Below are 17,182 nucleotides of genomic sequence, written 5' to 3' on the forward strand. Positions count from 1 at the left end.
CCTAAAGCAAAAACTAGCCTTACAGATCGGCAAAACTGCCAGTCATAACCCTCTTCAGCAGGATGCCATATCGCGCATCTCACCGATTGTTAAAACTTGTAAAATTGACCGAATAATTGCGAACCCTAGGCTCCCACATTCGATGCCAACCTTGTCACCTGGTTGCTGTAAAACCAGCCCAATGAAAAGGTGAGATGCTTACACAGATTTGGCGTCTCACCTTTCATTATTCCAGGCTCAGGGCGTTCCTGAAATCGGTTTGTGAGAATGCGAGAAAAAACTTCAAATTTTCGACTCGGTTGGAACGATGTCGAGGGTCAGTAGTTCTGAATTCCGCAGTATCCGCAGTTTAGAGGCGATTCCCACTTGTTGTTCGGTGAGGCAGCGATGGAGGTCGTCAATGCTAGTGATGGGCAAGCTGTCAAACCCAACAATGGTGTCGCCCGGTTGGAGCTGGGCAGCGGCGGCAGGGCTATCGGGCTCTACCGACAGCACGCGAATGCCGCTTTCAATCAGGAGCCCATGCTGGCGGGCAAGCGGCTGCGGAATGGGCAGGGTTTGTCCACCGATGCCAATGTAACCCCGGCGAATGCGTCCATCTTTGATCAGGCTGGCGGCGACAAATTTGGCAGTGTTGATGGCGATCGCAAAACAAATGCCCTGGGCTGGCAAGATGATTGCCGTGTTGACCCCAATGACTTCTCCCCGCGAGTTGATTAATGGCCCACCCGAGTTACCCGGATTCAGGGCTGCATCCGTTTGCAAGATATTGTCAATGAGCCGACCAGAGCGAGATCGCAGCGATCGCCCCAATGCACTCACCACACCTGTTGTTACCGTTGCCTGAAACCCGTAAGGATTGCCAATGGCGATCGCCACCTGCCCTACCCGTACTTGCTCAGAATCACCCAACGTGACGGGAACCAGATCGTTGGCTTGAATGCGAATTACCGCCAGGTCAGTACCGGGATCATCGCCCATCAACTCGGCCCGCAGGGTGCGCCCATCGGTAAGGGACACCTCGACATTGGTTGCACCCTGCACCACATGGCTATTGGTCAAAATGTAGCCATCCGGCGTGAGAACAAAGCCCGAACCGCCCCCACGCCCGCTACGCCCGCGCCGAGGATAGTACACCTCCAAGTTCACCACCGACGGACTGACCCGCTCTGCAGCATGAACAACCGCATGGGAGTAGGCATCGAGCAAGGCCATATCATTTAGTGGTACAGCCGCTTCACTGACCGCAGGCATCTCGTTCGACGAAACCGAATCGTTTGCTCCAAACTCCGAACCTGAAACGAAGTGTAATCGCGTCATGAATCGTGATCCCTGCTGTTGCAAGAAGAATGAGATCCATTGTGGCGATCGCGGCCTCAACTGTGGAGAACCGCCGTAGTCGGAAACCCCTACCAAACGTTCGGCAATTTGGCCTAGGAAGCGGTTGGCGATCGCATCCCACCTATTCTCAATTTGGGGAACGCTCCACCCAATGCTCCGCCATTGGAAAGAGGTTGAGCCGCATTGATTTTCTTAGGATGCGAGTAAGACGAAATGCGGCATTGACACGGAATCGCACTGGCCCAGCAGCGTCACAGCTCTGAATTTAAAGGCCTGTGCTCAAATGCTTGCGCCTGAGTATCGGCGCTTGGGTACGTCCTTAGCATCTATCCCAAAATTCTGTCCTGCCCAACCCCCTGGAGCGAAAACCATGAGTGATACAACCGTTATCAAAGTCACATCCGAAGCGGCCCCTGTGGGTGCGATGGGCCAAAAGCACCTAGCCCTCAGCAAAAAAATGGCGATGCGGCTATGGGAAAATGAGCAGCCCAGCGATGCAAAACCCATGACTCAGCGGCCCTATGAGGCGATCGGCTATGTCATTGACGGACGGGCCGAGCTGCATGTGGAAGGGCAAATGGTAGTGCTGGAACCTGGCAACTCTTGGGTTGTTCCCGAGGGTGCCGCCCACACATACAAAATTTTGGAACCCTTCACAGCAGTTGAAGTGACCTCACCCCCAGCAGTTGTGCATGGGCGTGATCAAATGTCATAACCCAGGTTCATTCTCCATGCCAAATCGTTCAAAATCTTCAACCCTCTGCAAGCAAGGTACAAGTCCTGCTCCGGTTGGGGTCTGAGGGTTTGTCTGAGGTTTGCGCGGCGCGCAAACCTCAGACAAATCCATTTTTGAGTGCGCGTCGCTCACGCAAAAATGAGTACTTCAGCTTATCCAAAAATTAACTGGACTTACGCATTGGTGTTGTGGGTAGGGTGTTTCGCACCTTACCCACAACACCAACACACCAGCTTTAGTGGGCTTGCGTAAGCCCTGCTTAAGTGAAATTTGCTCGATGACGCTGCTATGAACGATCGCCCGTATACTTTGCGTGAGGGGGGTCGATTCGATTAACCCACAGCGCCGTTGGAATCATAGGCAGCATGGGCAATAGGCAAATTAGCCATTGTTGCAACGTAAGGGGCGCAGTAGCAAATAGAGTATTCATGACGTGCCATTGGCTAAATAGAACTTGTAGCGCGGTCGCAGTGGCAATTCCGACTAACAAAAATGGGGCATTTTCAATTTGCAACGTGCTTTCTCTCGCTACAGCCTTCACCTTTCCTCGCAGATATTGCACAAGATTCGCTCCCAATTGGCTAATGCTCATGAGATAGACAATACGGGCAGCAACCAGAGCTTGAATAGCCATGGTGCGAGCCACGGCAACATCCCCAGTGGTGGACTTGGCCCATTCAAACAGTCCAAAAATCAGAATCCAATTAAACACCGATACTCCCAAAATGCGCCGAAAGAGTCTGGGGGTGAGTAGGGGTTCTTTGGGGTTTCGGGGTGGTTGCTGCATTAATCCTTGGGATTTTGGCTCAAAGGCGAGGGGAACCGTCATCATGATGGAGTTAATCATGTTGAGCCATAAAACTTGCAGCGATAAAATCGGCAATTCCCGCGCCAACAATGCGCTGATCAAAATTGTCATGGATTCCCCGCCATTGACTGGTAGAAGAAAAGCGATCGCTTTCCGCAAGTTTTGATAGACTGTGCGCCCTTCTTCTACGGCTGCCTCTATGGAGGCAAAGTTATCATCCGTCAGCAACATCGCAGCAGCCTCACGGGCAACTTCTGTACCGCCTTTGCCCATGGCAATACCAATATCCGCCTGTTTCAGCGCTGGAGCATCATTCACACCATCTCCAGTCATGGCAACCACATTGCCTCTGGCCTGAAGCGCCTTCACCAGTTGCAGCTTTTGCGCTGGGGCAACCCTGGCAAAGACCGATCCCTCCACGGCCGCGTTGCCAATTTCAGCCTCATTCATGTGGGCTAACTGTTGCCCCCCAAAGGCCACAACCCCTGCACTGGTTTGAATGCCCATGCGTTGGGCGATCGCCCGTGCGGTGGCAATGTGATCACCCGTAATCATCTTCACCTGAATTCCAGCGGATCGGCAGGCATGAACTGCGGCGATCGCCTCTGGCCGTGGCGGATCAATCATCCCCTGCAGTCCTAAAAACACCAGATCGGTGGCAACATCCTCATGGTCAATAGCGTGCTGCTGGGCGACAGTTTTTTGGGCAAACGCTAGCACCCGCAACCCATGCCCAGCCATCTCATCCACTTCCTGTTGAATTTGAGCAGCATCCAGGGCGATCGCTCGCCCCTCAGCATCCAACATATGCGTACATCGGCGCAGCAACGCCTCTACCGAGCCTTTCACATAAATGATGGGGGGTTTGGCATCATGCAACGTTGCCATGTACTGATACTCCGACTCAAAGGGAATTGCATCAAGTCGAGGAGCCGCAACCGTCAGCCCAACTTGGCTTAGCCCTGCTTTTTCCCCAACGGCAATCATGGCCCCCTCGGTTGGATCGCCCACCACGACCCAATCAGCCCCAGTTTGCTTGAGCCGCGAATCATTGCACAGAATGCCCGCTGCCAAACACTGGGCCAACGCGGGTGGCAATTCTGACAGGTTGAGCGCAGTCTCTTGGCCATGGGCAGATTGAGAAATGTCGCCCTTGGGGCTATACCCGCCGCCGCTGACTCGATAGTGCTGCCCTCCTGCAAAGATGGCCTGAACCGTCATCTGATTTTCAGTCAGGGTTCCGGTTTTATCAGAACAGATGACCGTAGCGCTGCCCAACGCTTCTACTGCTGGCAATTTGCGAATAATGGCGTGGCGCTTGGCCATGCGGTTCACGCCGATCGCCAAGGTAATGGTGACCACTGCGGGCAAACCTTCGGGAATTGCGCTGACGGCCAGAGCAACTGCTGCCTCAAACATGCTCATCCAGGAACCGCCCCGGGCCAACCCCACCACAAAGGTAAAGGTTGCCAGGGTCAAAATGGCGTAGAGCAACGTACGGCTAAATTTCTCAAACTTGCGGGTTAGGGGCGTGCTGAGATTGATGCTGTTTTCCAGCGATCGCGAAATTTGCCCCACCTCGGTCGCATTGGCCGTTGCAACAACCATGCCCTGCCCCTGCCCAAAGGTGACAAAACTGCCTGCATAGGCCATATTGTGCCGCTCGGCCAGGGGCGTATCGCTGGGGAGAACTCGCACCGATTTTTCCACTGGAATGGATTCTCCAGTCAGGGCAGATTCATCCACCTGCAAGTTGCGAACCCGCAGCAACCGCAGATCTGCCGGAACTCTATCGCCCGATGTCAGCAAGACCAAGTCTCCCGGCACCAGATCTTGCGAGGGAACCTGCAACGGTTGCCCCTCTCGCAAAACGGTGGTTTCGGTGGTGACGGCTTGAGCCAAAGAGGCGATCGCCCCTTCTGCCTTAGCTTCTTGCACATAGCCAATCACCGCATTAATCAGAGTCACACCCCAAATCACCCACGCATTGGTCCATGCCCCCAAAACCGCCTTCACAAACCCAGCCAACAACAAAATATAGAGAAGGGGCTGATGAAATTGCAGAAAGAATCGCAGCCATGCAGGCTTTCCAGGCTTAAACTGCAACTCGTTCCGGCCATATTGCTCGTACCGACGAGCAACTTCTTCAGGGGTTAAACCGTTTTCTGCACTGCTGTCCAAGCGTTTGACGAGATCCTGCTCAGCAAGTGCATGGTAAGAGAATGACTGCGATTGAATCATCTCATCCTCCAACGGATTGGAGCTCAACTTGAATCTCAACCGTAACCACTGCCACTTTGCATGGTTGCGCCGCGCCGAGACTCAGCCACAAGTCAAGATCGGCCTTTGCACCTGCATGAAGCAATTACATACATGGCACAGAGTCAAGGTTTCAGTTGAACCGCTTCTAAAAGAGATACTACGATATCCACCCAGGTTAACGACCTGCTATTAACAATTCGCTTTAGTTGAAATTAGTTGAAATTGGTTGTGGGAATTGGCTTCGTCGTAGCCATCAGTTGCCGTTGATCGCAATCATTTCCAAGCAGTTATCAATGTTATGAACTTACGCACGTCATCCGAAAAACCATCATTCAACTGCGTAATTCCTAAATGTCTCCGAACAAGTTGCAATACGCTAGCTTGCATCCAGTCGCCAAAGCTTGCATGAACCAGTCTTCTCTAGATTTAGAGCAATGGTGAGCATCCCCCCAACCGTTCGAAACTGCTCTCTAAATGGCGAAGAGCTGCCGTTTTCATCAGCTTCATCAGCTTCATCAGCGATAAATGACGCTTCATTAGGAAATGGCGTGGTGCAGAACACGCTTGCAAGAGCGAAAGCTTTTTGTAAAAAACTTCTTTTTTGGCGCTACGGCTATTATCCAGCATCAAATTATAAGTTTTGACTATTAAGAAGTTCAGCAAGTTTAAGGCGATCCGCCTAGAAGAAAGGCTGTTTGTTAGCCAAGCATTACATAAACTTAAGAATATGGTATTCAGTCAAAACATAGATCAAATTCTATGCTTTAGCAAAAGCGATCTAAAGACACAACCGCTGGTTTGAAGCGGTTGCCCCCAATCAAACCACTAAATTTTCGACAGGTATTCCGTGCAATACGGGCAAGCAAACGGTAAACAACATACACACTGGTACGGAGTGAAGATTATGAATAAGTTTGAATCGAGGCAGCCACAGCCAAAGTTAGATACAGACGAGGGATGGGTTGTGCAGGTATATGGCAGTAACCGCCGCTTGCTCTGTGTTTTGGAACCTTCTCACGGTTGGATGTTCTTGATCGGTTGTGCGGTTGGTTTACTGGTTTCGGTCATTTGGGTGAATGCCGCTCGCTATAGTCTCCCCTTAGAGCCGACCCCACCAACAGAGTTACCTGCATTGAAAGTGGACTGACACAACCCATCGTCTACACCCGTTGTGGATGGGTCGATGGAATTGTTCAGCGAGACGAGACCAATGCTCCCTAGCTGAACAGAATTAAGTGGCGATCGCAGACCTGAGTGACCTACAACTCTGTTAGCTGGCTCTGTACCCAAATTCCTCCACAGAATTTTTGTCCAGGATCTGCGATCGCAATTCACATGAACCGTAATTCACACCAATTTTGATTCAGAACTTTTTGAGAGTTGCTGCGGCACAACTCTCAAAACAAGACCCCGTTTGCATATGCAACCCGTACTCATTGTTGTGTGCGTCAGCCTTCCTGAGGGACGTGGACTCCCGCCATCGCGGCACGCCAGTTCATTTAATACATAGACACGACCCTATGCAGGACTCGCCAACAAAAAGAAAACCTGATGATTCGCATTTAATATTACGTCTCAAATCGCATGCTGGAGCCTTCAAAAAAATGCCCATCTTGGAATAGACTAAATTACATGAAGATTCGGGTTTTGATAGAGAGTAATCTATAAAAGATGGTGCAATACAGCTATTACTGTGTAGCCCCTTGGGGAGAGCAGCCATCGACGATAACACTCTCGGCAGGTTCTTGCGTAACACCTGTGCTGTACGGGTGAAACGCCTCACCCGTACTCTTTAAAGCTCACTTAATCACAATAATCGTTCCTCGTGAGAGGCGGCGGAAGGAGGTATTAGTGGATTTCTTGGCAGAGTTCTTAACAAAATTTGGGGCACAGTTGCAGTCCCCAACGCTTGGCTTTCTGATTGGCGGTATCGTCATTGCTGCTCTTGGCAGCCAGCTAACAATCCCAGATGCAATTTATAAGTTCATTGTCTTCATGCTGCTCATCAAGGTCGGCCTAACCGGCGGCATGGCAATTCGCAATGCAAGTTTGGCGGATATGTTGCTGCCTGCACTGTTCGCCGTTATCACGGGGATTGTGATCGTGCTCATCGGGCGCTACACGTTTGCCAAACTGCCCGGCATCAAGGTCACAGATGCCGTTGCGACTGCGGGCTTGTTTGGTGCTGTGAGTGGTTCTACCATGGTCGCTGGCATCACCATGCTAGAAGGACAGGGCATGGAGTATGAGGCTTGGGCCGGTGCACTCTATCCCTTTATGGATATTCCAGCGTTGGTAACGGCGATCGTAATAGCCAGCATTTATACCAGTAAGCAGCACGACAAAGCTGCAAGCAAGCAGGAGTATTTCGGTAAGCAGGAGTATGGCAGTCCCGCAGGCGCATCCCTCAGTCCCGCAGGTGCATCTATCCCCGCAGGCACATCTTTTAGTAATACCGGCGAGTATGCCAGTCCCGTAGGTTCGTCGTCCGGTGCCGCAGGCGATTATCCCAGTACCGCAAGCGAGTATCGCAGAAGCCAGGGTCAAAAGGTCAGAATATGGCCAATCGTGCAGGAAAGTCTCCAGGGTTCTGCCCTATCGGCACTGCTGCTTGGTCTCGCTCTGGGCATCCTAACCCGACCGGAAAGTGTTTATGAGAGCTTCTACGATCCTCTCTTCCGCGGTCTGCTTTCGATTCTGATGCTGATCATGGGTATGGAGGCATGGGCCAGACTTAACGAATTGCGCAAAGTGGCTCAGTGGTACGCTCTATATGCCTTTGTGGCACCCTTTGTGCATGGGTTTATCGCCTTTGGTCTTGGGATGATTGCCCACTACGCAACAGGATTCACTCCCGGCGGCGTCGCGCTCTTGGCGGTCATTGCGGCCTCTAGTTCAGACATCTCAGGCCCGCCCACGTTGCGCGCCGGTATCCCGTCGGCCAATCCCTCCGCCTACATCGGTGCATCGACAGCTATCGGCACACCAGTTGCGATCGCATTGTGCATCCCGCTCTTCGTCGGTCTTGCCCAAACCCTGATGGGCGGCTAATCCAAGATGGATCGTGGTCTGTCGGCGCTCCCTTGACCTGGCAGACCAAGTGGATCAATATACAAAATCAGCATGCCTAGGTAAGGAGGTAGTCAATATGGCCAAGCCAGCCAAAAAGCTTGTCATCGTTACGGAAAAGATTCTGCTGAAAAAGATTGCTACTATCATCGATGAATCCGGAGCCACTGGTTTTACGGTGGTGGAAACTGGCGGTAAAGGCAGTCGCAACGTGCGCTCGTCGGGACAACCCAACGTTTCCGACACCACGGCGAATATCAAGTTCGAGATACTGACCGAAAATCGGGATATGGCTGAGGATATTGCGGATAAGGTCGCAATCAACTTCTTCAACGATTACGCAGGAATTGCTTATATCTGTGATGCGGAAGTTCTGTACGCACACACCTTCTGCGGGCCAGACGGCTGTTGAAGTGAAATGACATAGATCCAAAAAGCCGGGACGATGTCCCGGCTTTTTAAGTACCTTCATCTCTTGCCCTCTTTTTGCCGACGCTGCGCGTCGGCAAAAGTTTTTTTAAAAGTAAAGGTTCAAACTGGTCATTGCCGCCCTCAGTAGCAAACAAGGTAGCAAACAAGTCGGACTGAGCGGCGGCATTGCGATCGCAATTCCAACCTGGCAGAGATAGGTTGCCCGCTTACCAACTGCCCGAAGCGCCGCCGCCCGACGAGCGACCACCTCCACCCGAAGATCCACCACTAGAGGAGCGAGTTCGGCGGGGAATCGACCGATAATGTGTCCGTTGGTAGGAGCAGTGGCGACAGTTCTCATCCACTCGTTCTTCTCCCTCGTAGGTGTAGGTAGGATGGCGCGTCGTCGTCCGTTTCACATGGAGCGCACGTACCTGACAACTCGGACACTGCCGATATCCCGAAAAGAGGCTGGCATAGCGATGCACCTTGTGATGGCCACAGCTAGGGCATTGCCATACGTCGTAGTCCACCGAGCTGAGCGACTCTTCTTTGCGCTGGCCCTCATTCAAAAATTGGTCATCGGATTGCTCATCCAGCCGAAGCATTGGCGTTTGGCAATGGGGGCAAGTTTGGTGACGATGCCGCCATAGGGAGCGGCCAATCAATCCGCCGCCAGCCAGCAGCGACAGCAAGCTGCCCAGCAGCACAACCTGCCCAGTCACGGGCATATCGTCTCGAACAGATTGCACCACATCGACTAGCCCCAGCCCATCGGCACTGGCGGATGGGACCGCTGTGGGATGAAAACGGGCCACAATGCCCTCCACCCCAGCCCTGGTTCCCTGGCTCATTCGGCCATCGCGAAAATGGGGCAAGATCCGATCGTCAATAATGGCCTGAGCCACAGCATTGTCACTTGAAGCATATCCGCTGCCCAGTTCAATACGAACCCGTCGATCGCCCGGAGCCACAAGCAGCAAGATGCCGTCATTGCGGGTGCGATCGCCAATGCCCCAGCGGTTAAACAAATTTGTGGCAAACGATTCAATGGTGCGATCGCCTGTGCCATAATCTTGCACCGAGTTCACCGTCACCACCACGGTTTGAATGCCGGTATCTTGCCGGAATTGGCCCAGCGTCGCCCGAATGTTGGCCGCATCCCTGGCTTCAACTATCTGAGCATAGTCATTCAAATAGGGATCTAAAAATGGGGGATAGCTCGCTTGAGCCTGGGCCTGCCCAACTGCACCCCACAACAGCAACCCCAGCACCGTTGCTACAAACGTCCACCAAAACCGAGAGCGACGCAACCACGCCACAAAGCCGGGGCAAATCAGGTGAACATCTTGCATCATCAAATCTCCTGTCAAAAGAGTACCGGGCGGGACTTTACGCACTTTGCACAGACCGCTCACTCATGCACTGGCAGAACTGCTGTGGGGTAGCCAACCAGCCTATTCAATACGATGGGGCTGAAACTAACGGTGCGGATGTTGGCCTCTGGATATCTGCTAGGATGCCCAAACTCAGAGATTGTCCCTTCTCATGACTTCACGGCTGGCACAGCTCAATTCTGAAATGTCGCCCAGAATCGTTGATTCCTGGATGTAATGTTTTGAGAACCTTGCTCTTGCAAACGATTGAAAGCTGATTGAGCCTGATATCCGGCTGCTGAGTCAGGATTTTCTAGACCATGAAAAAACATCCCGCCAGCATTCCTGGCAGGATGTCATCTCGTTGCGATGAAGCAGAATCGCTAGGGGGTAGGTACGGCGCGCTTCTCGGCTTCGCGTTCGGGGTCGTATCCCTTGGCTAGCTCATCCACATTCAGCTTTTCGCCGATGGTTTCCGGCACGTTCTCCTCCTCATCCCTGACTGATGAGGCTTTGCTTTGCCATTGGCGGCGCTCTTCCTTGGCGGCACGGTAGGCATCATCATTGTCAAACTCGTGCGACACTTTGGGGGCACCGAGGCGAGCTTCGGCATTGGTATCTTTGGCGGCAAGTGCTGCGGGCTGGGTGAGGTTGAGCAGCATGACAACACCCACAACCAAGAGGATCAATCGTTTGGCGATCGCCAGCAATGGGTTAAACGAGCGAAGCGCAGGATTTCTCATATCTACCTTTTTGGGAAAATGGATTTGATAGATACAAAGTGTAGAGCGGATCTCATCACTTCCACGTCCTTCACAAGACAGAAAAGTATCGCATGATGCATAGTCCCTTCAGTTGAGCCTTCAGGGACTAGCCAAGTTGCCGATTTTTTTGGCTTAATAGATATAGTACAAATTAACTATTTTTCTGCAGCACCAATGGGTGCCATTTCGGCACGTTGGCGATCGCACCTTCATAAGTTGCCTTGGATATTTACAGATTGTGTTGACAAATTGTTTTGAGAATTCCCCATCCCCACTCACTTCCACTGCATGCCATGAATACCCGAGCAGCTACAATAACCCCTCACACCATGACGAGCGAAACGGCCCAAATTCTTGCAGCGCTAACCCAACAGCAGCAAACGTTAGAAATGATTCAAAAGCAGCTTCACCAGCCGCCGTTGGGCTTTAGCGATGCCGTCGGAATTGTATATGTCTTTTGCAATCGACAGCATGGCTCCCTGTGGTATCGGCTGGATGCAAATGGCGACCCGATCGCCATTTGCCATACCGCACTGACGGGCTACCTCACCAGCCTGGAATTTCCTCGGGTTGAGCGGCGGAACAAAGAGGTGATTAAGCTTCAGGCCACCATCAAAGCCGATACGACTTACGTGCTAGAGGCTGGATACGAAAGTCAATTTGCCAAGGGGCTTTTGAGTGCGATCGCCCACTTAACCCCCGAAGAGCTGAAGCAGCCCATCACCGTTGTGCCCCAGGCCGGAGAAGATGACAAGGTGTTGTTCTGTCGGGTCTTTCATGATGGTGAGTTTGTGCGCGCTCACTACGATGACACCACCGATTGGCGCCGGGTTGCCGCCACAGCCCTCAGTTCGGTCAAGGTCGCCATTGGAAGCGATCGCTGATAACAAGGCATTTCTAACGCTCATTCAGGACTGACGCAGTTGAATAATTTTTGGAGCGCTAAGTGCTCCAAAAATTATTCAACCCCCTGGCTTTTCGGATGAAGGGCATAAGCCTTAACGCGATTCCGGCAGGAGGTCTGTTGAACGAGGCAGACCATTCTGCGAAAAAAAAGGACGTTGCATCTCTAGCAACGTCCTTTTTGGTTTTTTGATGCTGAGCGAACCCATAGAACCTATGAGCTGCATACAGTTCACCCTGGCTTGTTTATCCGGTTTATCCCACTTGAGAGGTTATAAACAGGTAGCGGGCTAAAAAGATGGCCGCCAACACCCAGGTTGCGATCGGAACGTCGCTCGCTCGGCCCTGAAACGCTTTGACAATGGGGTAGGTAATAATGCCAGCGGACAAACCCGCTGCAATCGAATATCCCAACGGAATCAAGAAAATGGTCAAAAAGGCGGGAATGGCCTCTGCCATATCATTCCAGTTGACCTTGAGGACGCTTTTCATCATAAAAACGCCCACAATGACCAGAGCCGGTGCGGTTGCAAAGGCTGGGATGGCTTGAAATACGGGAGCAAACAGCAACGCAAGAACAAACAATGCAGCCACCACCAATGCTGTAAATCCAGTACGGCCCCCTTCGCCAATACCTGCTGCTGATTCAATGTAGGTGGTCGTAGTCGAGGTTCCTACGATCGCCCCTGCCGTTGTGGCGATCGCATCCGAAAATAGCGCCTCGTTAGCCCGAGGCAGTTCTCCCTTGGTGTTGATGTAGCCGCCCTGGTTTCCTACCGCCGACAGCGTCCCGATCGTATCGAAGATGTCAACAAACAAAAACACCAGCACAATCACCGCAAAATCTAGCCAGTTAGCAATACTCGCTAACCCTAAAAAGGCTTGGCCAAACAATGTGGAAGGAAACACAGGCACGGCCACAATTCCCTGAGGAGGGCTAGCAACGCCAAACGCCCAGCCCAAAATTGCTGTGCCTAAAATGCCCCACAGCAGCGCCCCTTTGACCCGGCGCACCAGCAGCAGCGAGGTTAGAAAAATGCCAAAAATTGCCAGCAACGACTGAGGTTGGGCAAAGGAGCCAATGCCTGTTTTGGTAGCCTCGTTAGCAACAATGATGCCAGCTCCTCCCGTTTCAACTGCACCGCTCAACCCGATGTAAGCCAAAAAGAGGCCAATGCCAACCGTCGTGGCAAATTTGATGCTGTCGGGCACTGCAGTAATGAGATGGCGGCGCACATCTGTAACCGTGAGCAGGATGAAGATGATGCCCTCCACCAAAACAGCCGCCAGCGCCACGCGCCAATCAACTCCTAGTCCCAGCACCACGGAATAGGCAAAGTAAGCATTCATGCCCATGCCGGGAGCCATGGCAAAGGGATACTTGGCGAGCACTGCCATCAGCGCTGTGCCAATGGCAGCCGCGACAGCCGTGGCTGTGACCAATTGGGGAAACAGATCCCCAGCTTCGTTTACAAAAATTGCATCTGACAAAATCAGTGGGTTGACCACCAAAATGTAGGCCATGGTCATGAAGGTGGTGATGCCTGCAATCACCTCGCCCCGGTAGGTCACCCGGTAAAAATCGAAATCAAAATAGCGAGCGATCGCTCCCCAAACTCCCGTTTGTGGAGCCCCACCCGGCTGGTTGGATTCCGGTTGATTTAGGGTCGTTTCTTCCATAAATCTTTTATGTTTGATGGCTTCGAAGCTATTGTGGTGAATTGCGGGATATGAGTTTGTATCCCGATAAACCTTAATGCCCTTTAGGTTACAAAAACCAGGTGTTGGAAAAACTTTATGCTCCAAGATGACCTAACCGCAGGGGGCAATCGCGCTGAACATTCACCTCTCACTTATCACGTCTCATGACTGTAGACCCTATCCCCGACTCCGGCGAGCTGCTGTCAATCAATGTCATGCGCGATCGCCCCTTTTCCCTAAGCGATGCCATTGGCAAAGCCGCCGGAGATTTTATGAAGGGAGAATCGCCCATTCCCCGCCTTCGATGTGCCATCACGCTCATTTTTCAGTTTATTGATCAGCATTTGCCCGATTCCCCCGGGGCCTTGCAAGCCACCCTCAAAACCTGGGTGCAAAATCACGATACCCAAATCAGCCGCCATTTAGAAACACCGCTGAACGGACTGCATGAGGTGGTGAGCCAAATTCTCAACAACCGCGAGGTACTCTACGAATTCGTGCGACAGGTCGATGTGGCCTGGGGCCAAATGTACGACGAGCGGCCTTATTTTCAACAACCGGGCCAGCCACCCCATCCCAATGATGAGTACACCCATGAGTCGGTTCATGCCGAGCTAACAATATTTCTGGCTCGTTTCACCAGTGAAGCCGATAGTGAGGCCGATAGCGAAGCCGATAGCCAACCGAACAACGAAGCCGACAGCCAACCGGACGGGGAAACCCGCTAAATCTCCTGGAAGGAGGCCGCGATCGCCAACGCCAATGCATCGGCAGCATCGTCGGGTTTAGGAATGCGATCAAGCTGGAGTTCGCGGGCTACGGCCTCTTGCACCTGCAATTTGTCGGCATTGCCATAGCCCGTTAGGGCTTGCTTAACCTGGGCTGGCGTAAACTCCACATAAGCCACCTTGTGCTGCGCCAGCACGAGCATAATCACCCCCCGGGCCTGCGCCACCAAAATGGTGTTGCCCATGCGGTAAAAGAAAAACTTTTCGATCGCCACCAAATCCGGCTTCACCTGATCTAACAAGGCGTGCAGATCGTCATAAATGATGGACAGGCGATCGCCCACTTCCGTATTCGCTGGCGTTTGAATCACACCATAATCCAGCGCGTGGCAAAACGCATCGCCCTCCATCATCGATTTTGACTCGGTGCGAACGGCCCCAAACCCCAGCGTCGCTAAGCCCGGATCAATTCCTAAAATACACCTAGCCATACCCAGCCCAACACCACAAAGGTTCCACAAACGGATTGAATCGCGAAATTTTGCAACACCACCAGAGCCTTCAAGAGAATGCCCGTTTCAGCCGCTACCGTTCAGTCTCCTGATTCCAGGGTATGCAATCAAAAAATTCCCAGACACCAAATAGATGCCTGGGAACATGCCTCAAACCGAAGGAATCGCTGAGTTCAACAACCGGATTGACTTAACGAACGCCAACGCCGTTTTGCACCATTTCTTCTTGAGGGGCCAAACCAAACACACTGTTGAAAATCTTCTCAACCTTGTAGCCCGAATCAATCGACTCCAATGGATCTTTGCGTAGTCGGTGACGCAGACACAACACCACCACCCGGCGAATGTCATCAACGGTGACTTCGCTGCGGCCTTCGAGGGCGGTTAGAGCTTTGGCGGCGCGGTTGATCACGATGTCGCCCCGCAGCCCGTCTACATCCGCCTGAGAGCAGACTTCGGAAATTTTCACCTTCAGCTCGCGATCCACCACAACCGACTTCAGCCGAGTCTGTGCCTCGACCAACTGACGCTGAAGCGCTTCTTGCTCCGTTCTACACTGATCGAGAAAGGCTTGGGGATTTTGGTCGAACTCGGTGCGCTGCTCTACGATTTGCACTCGCAGTTCGGGTTCTTTTACCGTGCGAATTTCGGCATGCATGCCAAATCGGTCGAGCAGCTGAGGGCGCAGTTCGCCTTCTTCGGGGTTACCAGACCCCACCAGCACAAACCGGGCCGGGTGGCGAATGGAAATACCTTCGCGCTCAACTGTGTTCCAGCCAGAAGCGGCAGAGTCTAGCAGCACGTCCACCAAGTGATCATCCAGCAGGTTCACCTCATCCACATACAAAATGCCGCGGTTTGCCTTGGCCAGCAGGCCAGGTTCAAAAGCTTTGACCCCTTCGGAGAGGGCCTTTTCAATATCGATGGTGCCGCACACGCGGTCTTCTGTTGCACCAAGGGGAAGATCCACCATTTGCACGTGGCGCTTGGCAATGGGGAGGGATTCACCGTTGCGGGCGCGATCGCGCACATCGTCGCTCATTAGCTCAGGGTCAGTGGGGGAGCTGTTGTAGGGGTCATCGGCGACGACATCAATTTCGGGAAGCAGGTCGGCCAAGGCGCGAATGGTGGTGGATTTGCCAGTGCCGCGATCGCCCATGATCATGACGCCACCAATTTTGGGGTCAATCACATTGAGCATTAGCGCTAGCTTCATCTCTTCCTGCCCTACGATCGCCGTAAAGGGAAATACGGCACGACGAGTTGACATAGAGGACAGGTCGGAAACAGTAGAACTCACGGAATTACCTGGGTTAGCAACAGAACGACTGATGTTTATTGTGCCACAGGGCGGTTCTTTGCTTAAGGATTGTGGCGAATTGAAACGGATTGTGGCGACCCCGTGTAAGCCCCCAAGCCTCTGAGTTTTGCAACGAGCATCCACCCCTGCTTTAGAATGCCTTTTGTATGAGATAGGAGATTGAACCATGACCGCACAGGCTCCAATTCCAGTGGTAGTTAACGGAGCAACCGGCAAAATGGGGCGCGAAGCTGTGAAGGCGATCGCCACTGCCAACGATATGACCCTTGTTGGAGCCGTCAGCCGCAACCCTGAGCTAAATGGGCAAGATGTAGGCGAAGTGTTGGGCCTTGCTCCGCTGGAAGTGCCCTTTAGCAACGACTTGCAGGCATCGTTGGTCATGGCAACCCAAGAGCGTGGACTGCCCGTGGTGGTGGACTTTACCCATCCCGATGTGGTGTATGAGAATGTACGCGCGGCGATCGCCTATGGGGTGCGTCCCGTAGTGGGTACCACGGGGCTCAGTGCCGAGCAGCTGCAAGACTTGGCCGAGTTTGCCGACAAGGCCAGCATTGGGGTGGCCGTGATTCCCAACTTTTCCATTGGCGTAGTGCTCATGCAGCAGGCGGCCATTCAGGCCAGCCAATATTTCGACCATGTGGAAATTATTGAGATGCATCACAATCAAAAGGCCGATGCGCCCAGCGGCACTGCCGTCCAAACCGCTCAAATGTTGGCGGAATTTGGCAAGCCCTTCAACCCGCCACAGGTGGAAGAAACCGAGAAAATGCCCGGTGCTCGCGGTTCCGTAACGCCCGATGGCATTCGCATCCACAGCGTCCGGCTGCCCGGTCTCATTGCTCACCAAGAAATTTTGTTTGGTGCACCCGGCCAACTGTACACCCTGCGTCACGACACGAGCGATCGCGCCTGCTATATGCCGGGTGTTTTGCTATCCATTCGCAAGGTGCTACCGCTCAAGTCGCTCGTTTACGGACTCGACAAGCTGCTGTAACGGCCTCACACAAGTTGCGACCGATGGTTTCAGGGCAAAACTTCAAAACCCTTGGTCAAACGTGAGTTATGGATAAGCTGAAGTGCCCATTTTTGCGTGCGCGACGCGCACGCAAAAATGAGCTTTTCTGCCGATATTCCGCAGGTTGCTGGGAATTAATTAAGCAGGTAGTAACGGCAGTAAGGTAGGCCCAAAAGTTGGATGATTTTAGAGCGCTCATCCATCAGATTACTGACCTGCTGAGCTTGCCCGATTG

15 protein-coding genes are annotated in these 17,182 nt (G+C 52.7%); 8 read left to right on the top strand and 7 right to left on the bottom strand.

Translation table 11 applies throughout. From position 1 onward, the window contains the following. Positions 1-282: 282 nt before the first annotated feature. Complete coding sequence (locus ACQ4M4_RS23820; RefSeq protein ID WP_430686970.1) at positions 283-1,320, bottom strand: S1C family serine protease; 1,038 nt, start codon at positions 1,318-1,320, stop codon at positions 283-285. A 391-nt stretch (positions 1,321-1,711) separates the two neighbouring features. Here ACQ4M4_RS23820 and ACQ4M4_RS23825 point away from each other — a divergent pair, with 391 nt between their 5' ends. Then, positions 1,712-2,056, top strand: a complete 345-nt coding sequence (locus ACQ4M4_RS23825; protein WP_430686971.1) for a cupin domain-containing protein — start codon at positions 1,712-1,714, stop codon at positions 2,054-2,056. 307 nt (positions 2,057-2,363) lie between these two features. On the opposite strand, the gene ACQ4M4_RS23830 is transcribed toward ACQ4M4_RS23825, so the two are convergent. Beyond that, positions 2,364-5,126: a cation-transporting P-type ATPase gene (locus tag ACQ4M4_RS23830; RefSeq protein WP_430686972.1), complete on the bottom strand. Its 2,763-nt coding sequence runs from the start codon at positions 5,124-5,126 to the stop codon at positions 2,364-2,366. Between the two features lie 455 nt (positions 5,127-5,581). Between ACQ4M4_RS23830 and ACQ4M4_RS23835 the strand changes: the two genes are divergently transcribed. The 4 genes from ACQ4M4_RS23835 to ACQ4M4_RS23850 all read left to right on the top strand — a co-directional run bounded on the left by ACQ4M4_RS23835 (position 5,582) and on the right by ACQ4M4_RS23850 (position 8,628). Next, entirely contained in the window at positions 5,582-5,791 is a 210-nt protein-coding gene (locus ACQ4M4_RS23835; RefSeq protein WP_430686973.1) for a hypothetical protein, read from the top strand. Positions 5,792-6,051: 260 nt separating this feature from the next. Next, on the top strand, positions 6,052-6,294 hold the full coding sequence (locus tag ACQ4M4_RS23840; protein ID WP_430686974.1) for a hypothetical protein: 243 nt from the start codon (positions 6,052-6,054) through the stop codon (positions 6,292-6,294). A 704-nt stretch (positions 6,295-6,998) separates the two neighbouring features. Beyond that, positions 6,999-8,198, top strand: a complete 1,200-nt coding sequence (locus tag ACQ4M4_RS23845) for a sodium-dependent bicarbonate transport family permease (protein ID WP_430686975.1) — start codon at positions 6,999-7,001, stop codon at positions 8,196-8,198. A 97-nt stretch (positions 8,199-8,295) separates the two neighbouring features. Beyond that, positions 8,296-8,628: a P-II family nitrogen regulator gene (locus tag ACQ4M4_RS23850; RefSeq protein WP_430686976.1), complete on the top strand. Its 333-nt coding sequence runs from the start codon at positions 8,296-8,298 to the stop codon at positions 8,626-8,628. Positions 8,629-8,854: 226 nt separating this feature from the next. Here the strand turns inward: ACQ4M4_RS23850 and ACQ4M4_RS23855 are convergent, their stop codons facing one another. After that, complete coding sequence (locus ACQ4M4_RS23855; protein ID WP_430686977.1) at positions 8,855-9,985, bottom strand: TPM domain-containing protein; 1,131 nt, start codon at positions 9,983-9,985, stop codon at positions 8,855-8,857. Positions 9,986-10,386: 401 nt separating this feature from the next. Further along, positions 10,387-10,746, bottom strand: coding sequence for a hypothetical protein (locus ACQ4M4_RS23860; protein WP_430686978.1), 360 nt, complete (start codon positions 10,744-10,746; stop codon positions 10,387-10,389). A 350-nt stretch (positions 10,747-11,096) separates the two neighbouring features. Here ACQ4M4_RS23860 and ACQ4M4_RS23865 point away from each other — a divergent pair, with 350 nt between their 5' ends. Further along, positions 11,097-11,651, top strand: a complete 555-nt coding sequence (locus tag ACQ4M4_RS23865; protein WP_430686979.1) for a hypothetical protein — start codon at positions 11,097-11,099, stop codon at positions 11,649-11,651. 274 nt (positions 11,652-11,925) lie between these two features. On the opposite strand, the gene ACQ4M4_RS23870 is transcribed toward ACQ4M4_RS23865, so the two are convergent. Then, positions 11,926-13,350: an NCS2 family permease gene (locus ACQ4M4_RS23870; protein ID WP_430686980.1), complete on the bottom strand. Its 1,425-nt coding sequence runs from the start codon at positions 13,348-13,350 to the stop codon at positions 11,926-11,928. Between the two features lie 185 nt (positions 13,351-13,535). On the opposite strand from ACQ4M4_RS23870, the gene ACQ4M4_RS23875 reads away from it, so the two are divergent. Continuing rightward, positions 13,536-14,099, top strand: a complete 564-nt coding sequence (locus tag ACQ4M4_RS23875; RefSeq protein ID WP_430686981.1) for a hypothetical protein — start codon at positions 13,536-13,538, stop codon at positions 14,097-14,099. Here the strand turns inward: ACQ4M4_RS23875 and ruvC are convergent. Continuing rightward, positions 14,096-14,590 (bottom strand): crossover junction endodeoxyribonuclease RuvC, encoded by a 495-nt coding sequence (gene ruvC, locus ACQ4M4_RS23880; protein WP_430686982.1) that lies wholly within the window; start codon positions 14,588-14,590, stop codon positions 14,096-14,098. The two genes, ACQ4M4_RS23875 and ruvC, sit on opposite strands and share 4 nt — an antisense overlap. Positions 14,591-14,801: 211 nt before the next feature. Next, positions 14,802-15,911, bottom strand: a complete 1,110-nt coding sequence (gene bchI, locus ACQ4M4_RS23885) for a magnesium chelatase ATPase subunit I (protein WP_430686983.1) — start codon at positions 15,909-15,911, stop codon at positions 14,802-14,804. A gap of 187 nt (positions 15,912-16,098) precedes the next feature. On the opposite strand from bchI, the gene dapB reads away from it, so the two are divergent. Next, the gene (gene dapB, locus ACQ4M4_RS23890; RefSeq protein ID WP_430686984.1) at positions 16,099-16,926 is read left to right on the top strand and encodes a 4-hydroxy-tetrahydrodipicolinate reductase; all 828 of its coding nucleotides are present in this window, start codon (positions 16,099-16,101) and stop codon (positions 16,924-16,926) included. The last annotated feature ends 256 nt before the right edge of the window (positions 16,927-17,182 follow it).

It is taken from the genome of Leptolyngbya sp. AN02str, from assembly GCF_050565595.1.
Taxonomy (GTDB): domain Bacteria; phylum Cyanobacteriota; class Cyanobacteriia; order Elainellales; family Elainellaceae; genus Kaiparowitsia.

Bases quoted from the DNA above. Each gene is read 5' to 3' on its own strand.
- ACQ4M4_RS23870 (WP_430686980.1), bottom strand. From the start codon at position 13,350: ATGGAAGAAACGACCCTAAATCAACCGGAATCCAACCAGCCGGGTGGG.
- ACQ4M4_RS23835 (WP_430686973.1), top strand. From the start codon at position 5,582: ATGGTGAGCATCCCCCCAACCGTTCGAAACTGCTCTCTAAATGGCGAA.
- ACQ4M4_RS23850 (WP_430686976.1), top strand. From the start codon at position 8,296: ATGGCCAAGCCAGCCAAAAAGCTTGTCATCGTTACGGAAAAGATTCTG.
- ACQ4M4_RS23875 (WP_430686981.1), top strand. From the start codon at position 13,536: ATGACTGTAGACCCTATCCCCGACTCCGGCGAGCTGCTGTCAATCAAT.
- ACQ4M4_RS23820 (WP_430686970.1), bottom strand. From the start codon at position 1,320: ATGACGCGATTACACTTCGTTTCAGGTTCGGAGTTTGGAGCAAACGAT.
- ACQ4M4_RS23840 (WP_430686974.1), top strand. From the start codon at position 6,052: ATGAATAAGTTTGAATCGAGGCAGCCACAGCCAAAGTTAGATACAGAC.
- ruvC (WP_430686982.1), bottom strand. From the start codon at position 14,590: ATGGCTAGGTGTATTTTAGGAATTGATCCGGGCTTAGCGACGCTGGGG.
- ACQ4M4_RS23830 (WP_430686972.1), bottom strand. From the start codon at position 5,126: ATGATTCAATCGCAGTCATTCTCTTACCATGCACTTGCTGAGCAGGAT.
- ACQ4M4_RS23855 (WP_430686977.1), bottom strand. From the start codon at position 9,985: ATGATGCAAGATGTTCACCTGATTTGCCCCGGCTTTGTGGCGTGGTTG.
- ACQ4M4_RS23865 (WP_430686979.1), top strand. From the start codon at position 11,097: ATGACGAGCGAAACGGCCCAAATTCTTGCAGCGCTAACCCAACAGCAG.
- ACQ4M4_RS23825 (WP_430686971.1), top strand. From the start codon at position 1,712: ATGAGTGATACAACCGTTATCAAAGTCACATCCGAAGCGGCCCCTGTG.
- ACQ4M4_RS23860 (WP_430686978.1), bottom strand. From the start codon at position 10,746: ATGAGAAATCCTGCGCTTCGCTCGTTTAACCCATTGCTGGCGATCGCC.
- dapB (WP_430686984.1), top strand. From the start codon at position 16,099: ATGACCGCACAGGCTCCAATTCCAGTGGTAGTTAACGGAGCAACCGGC.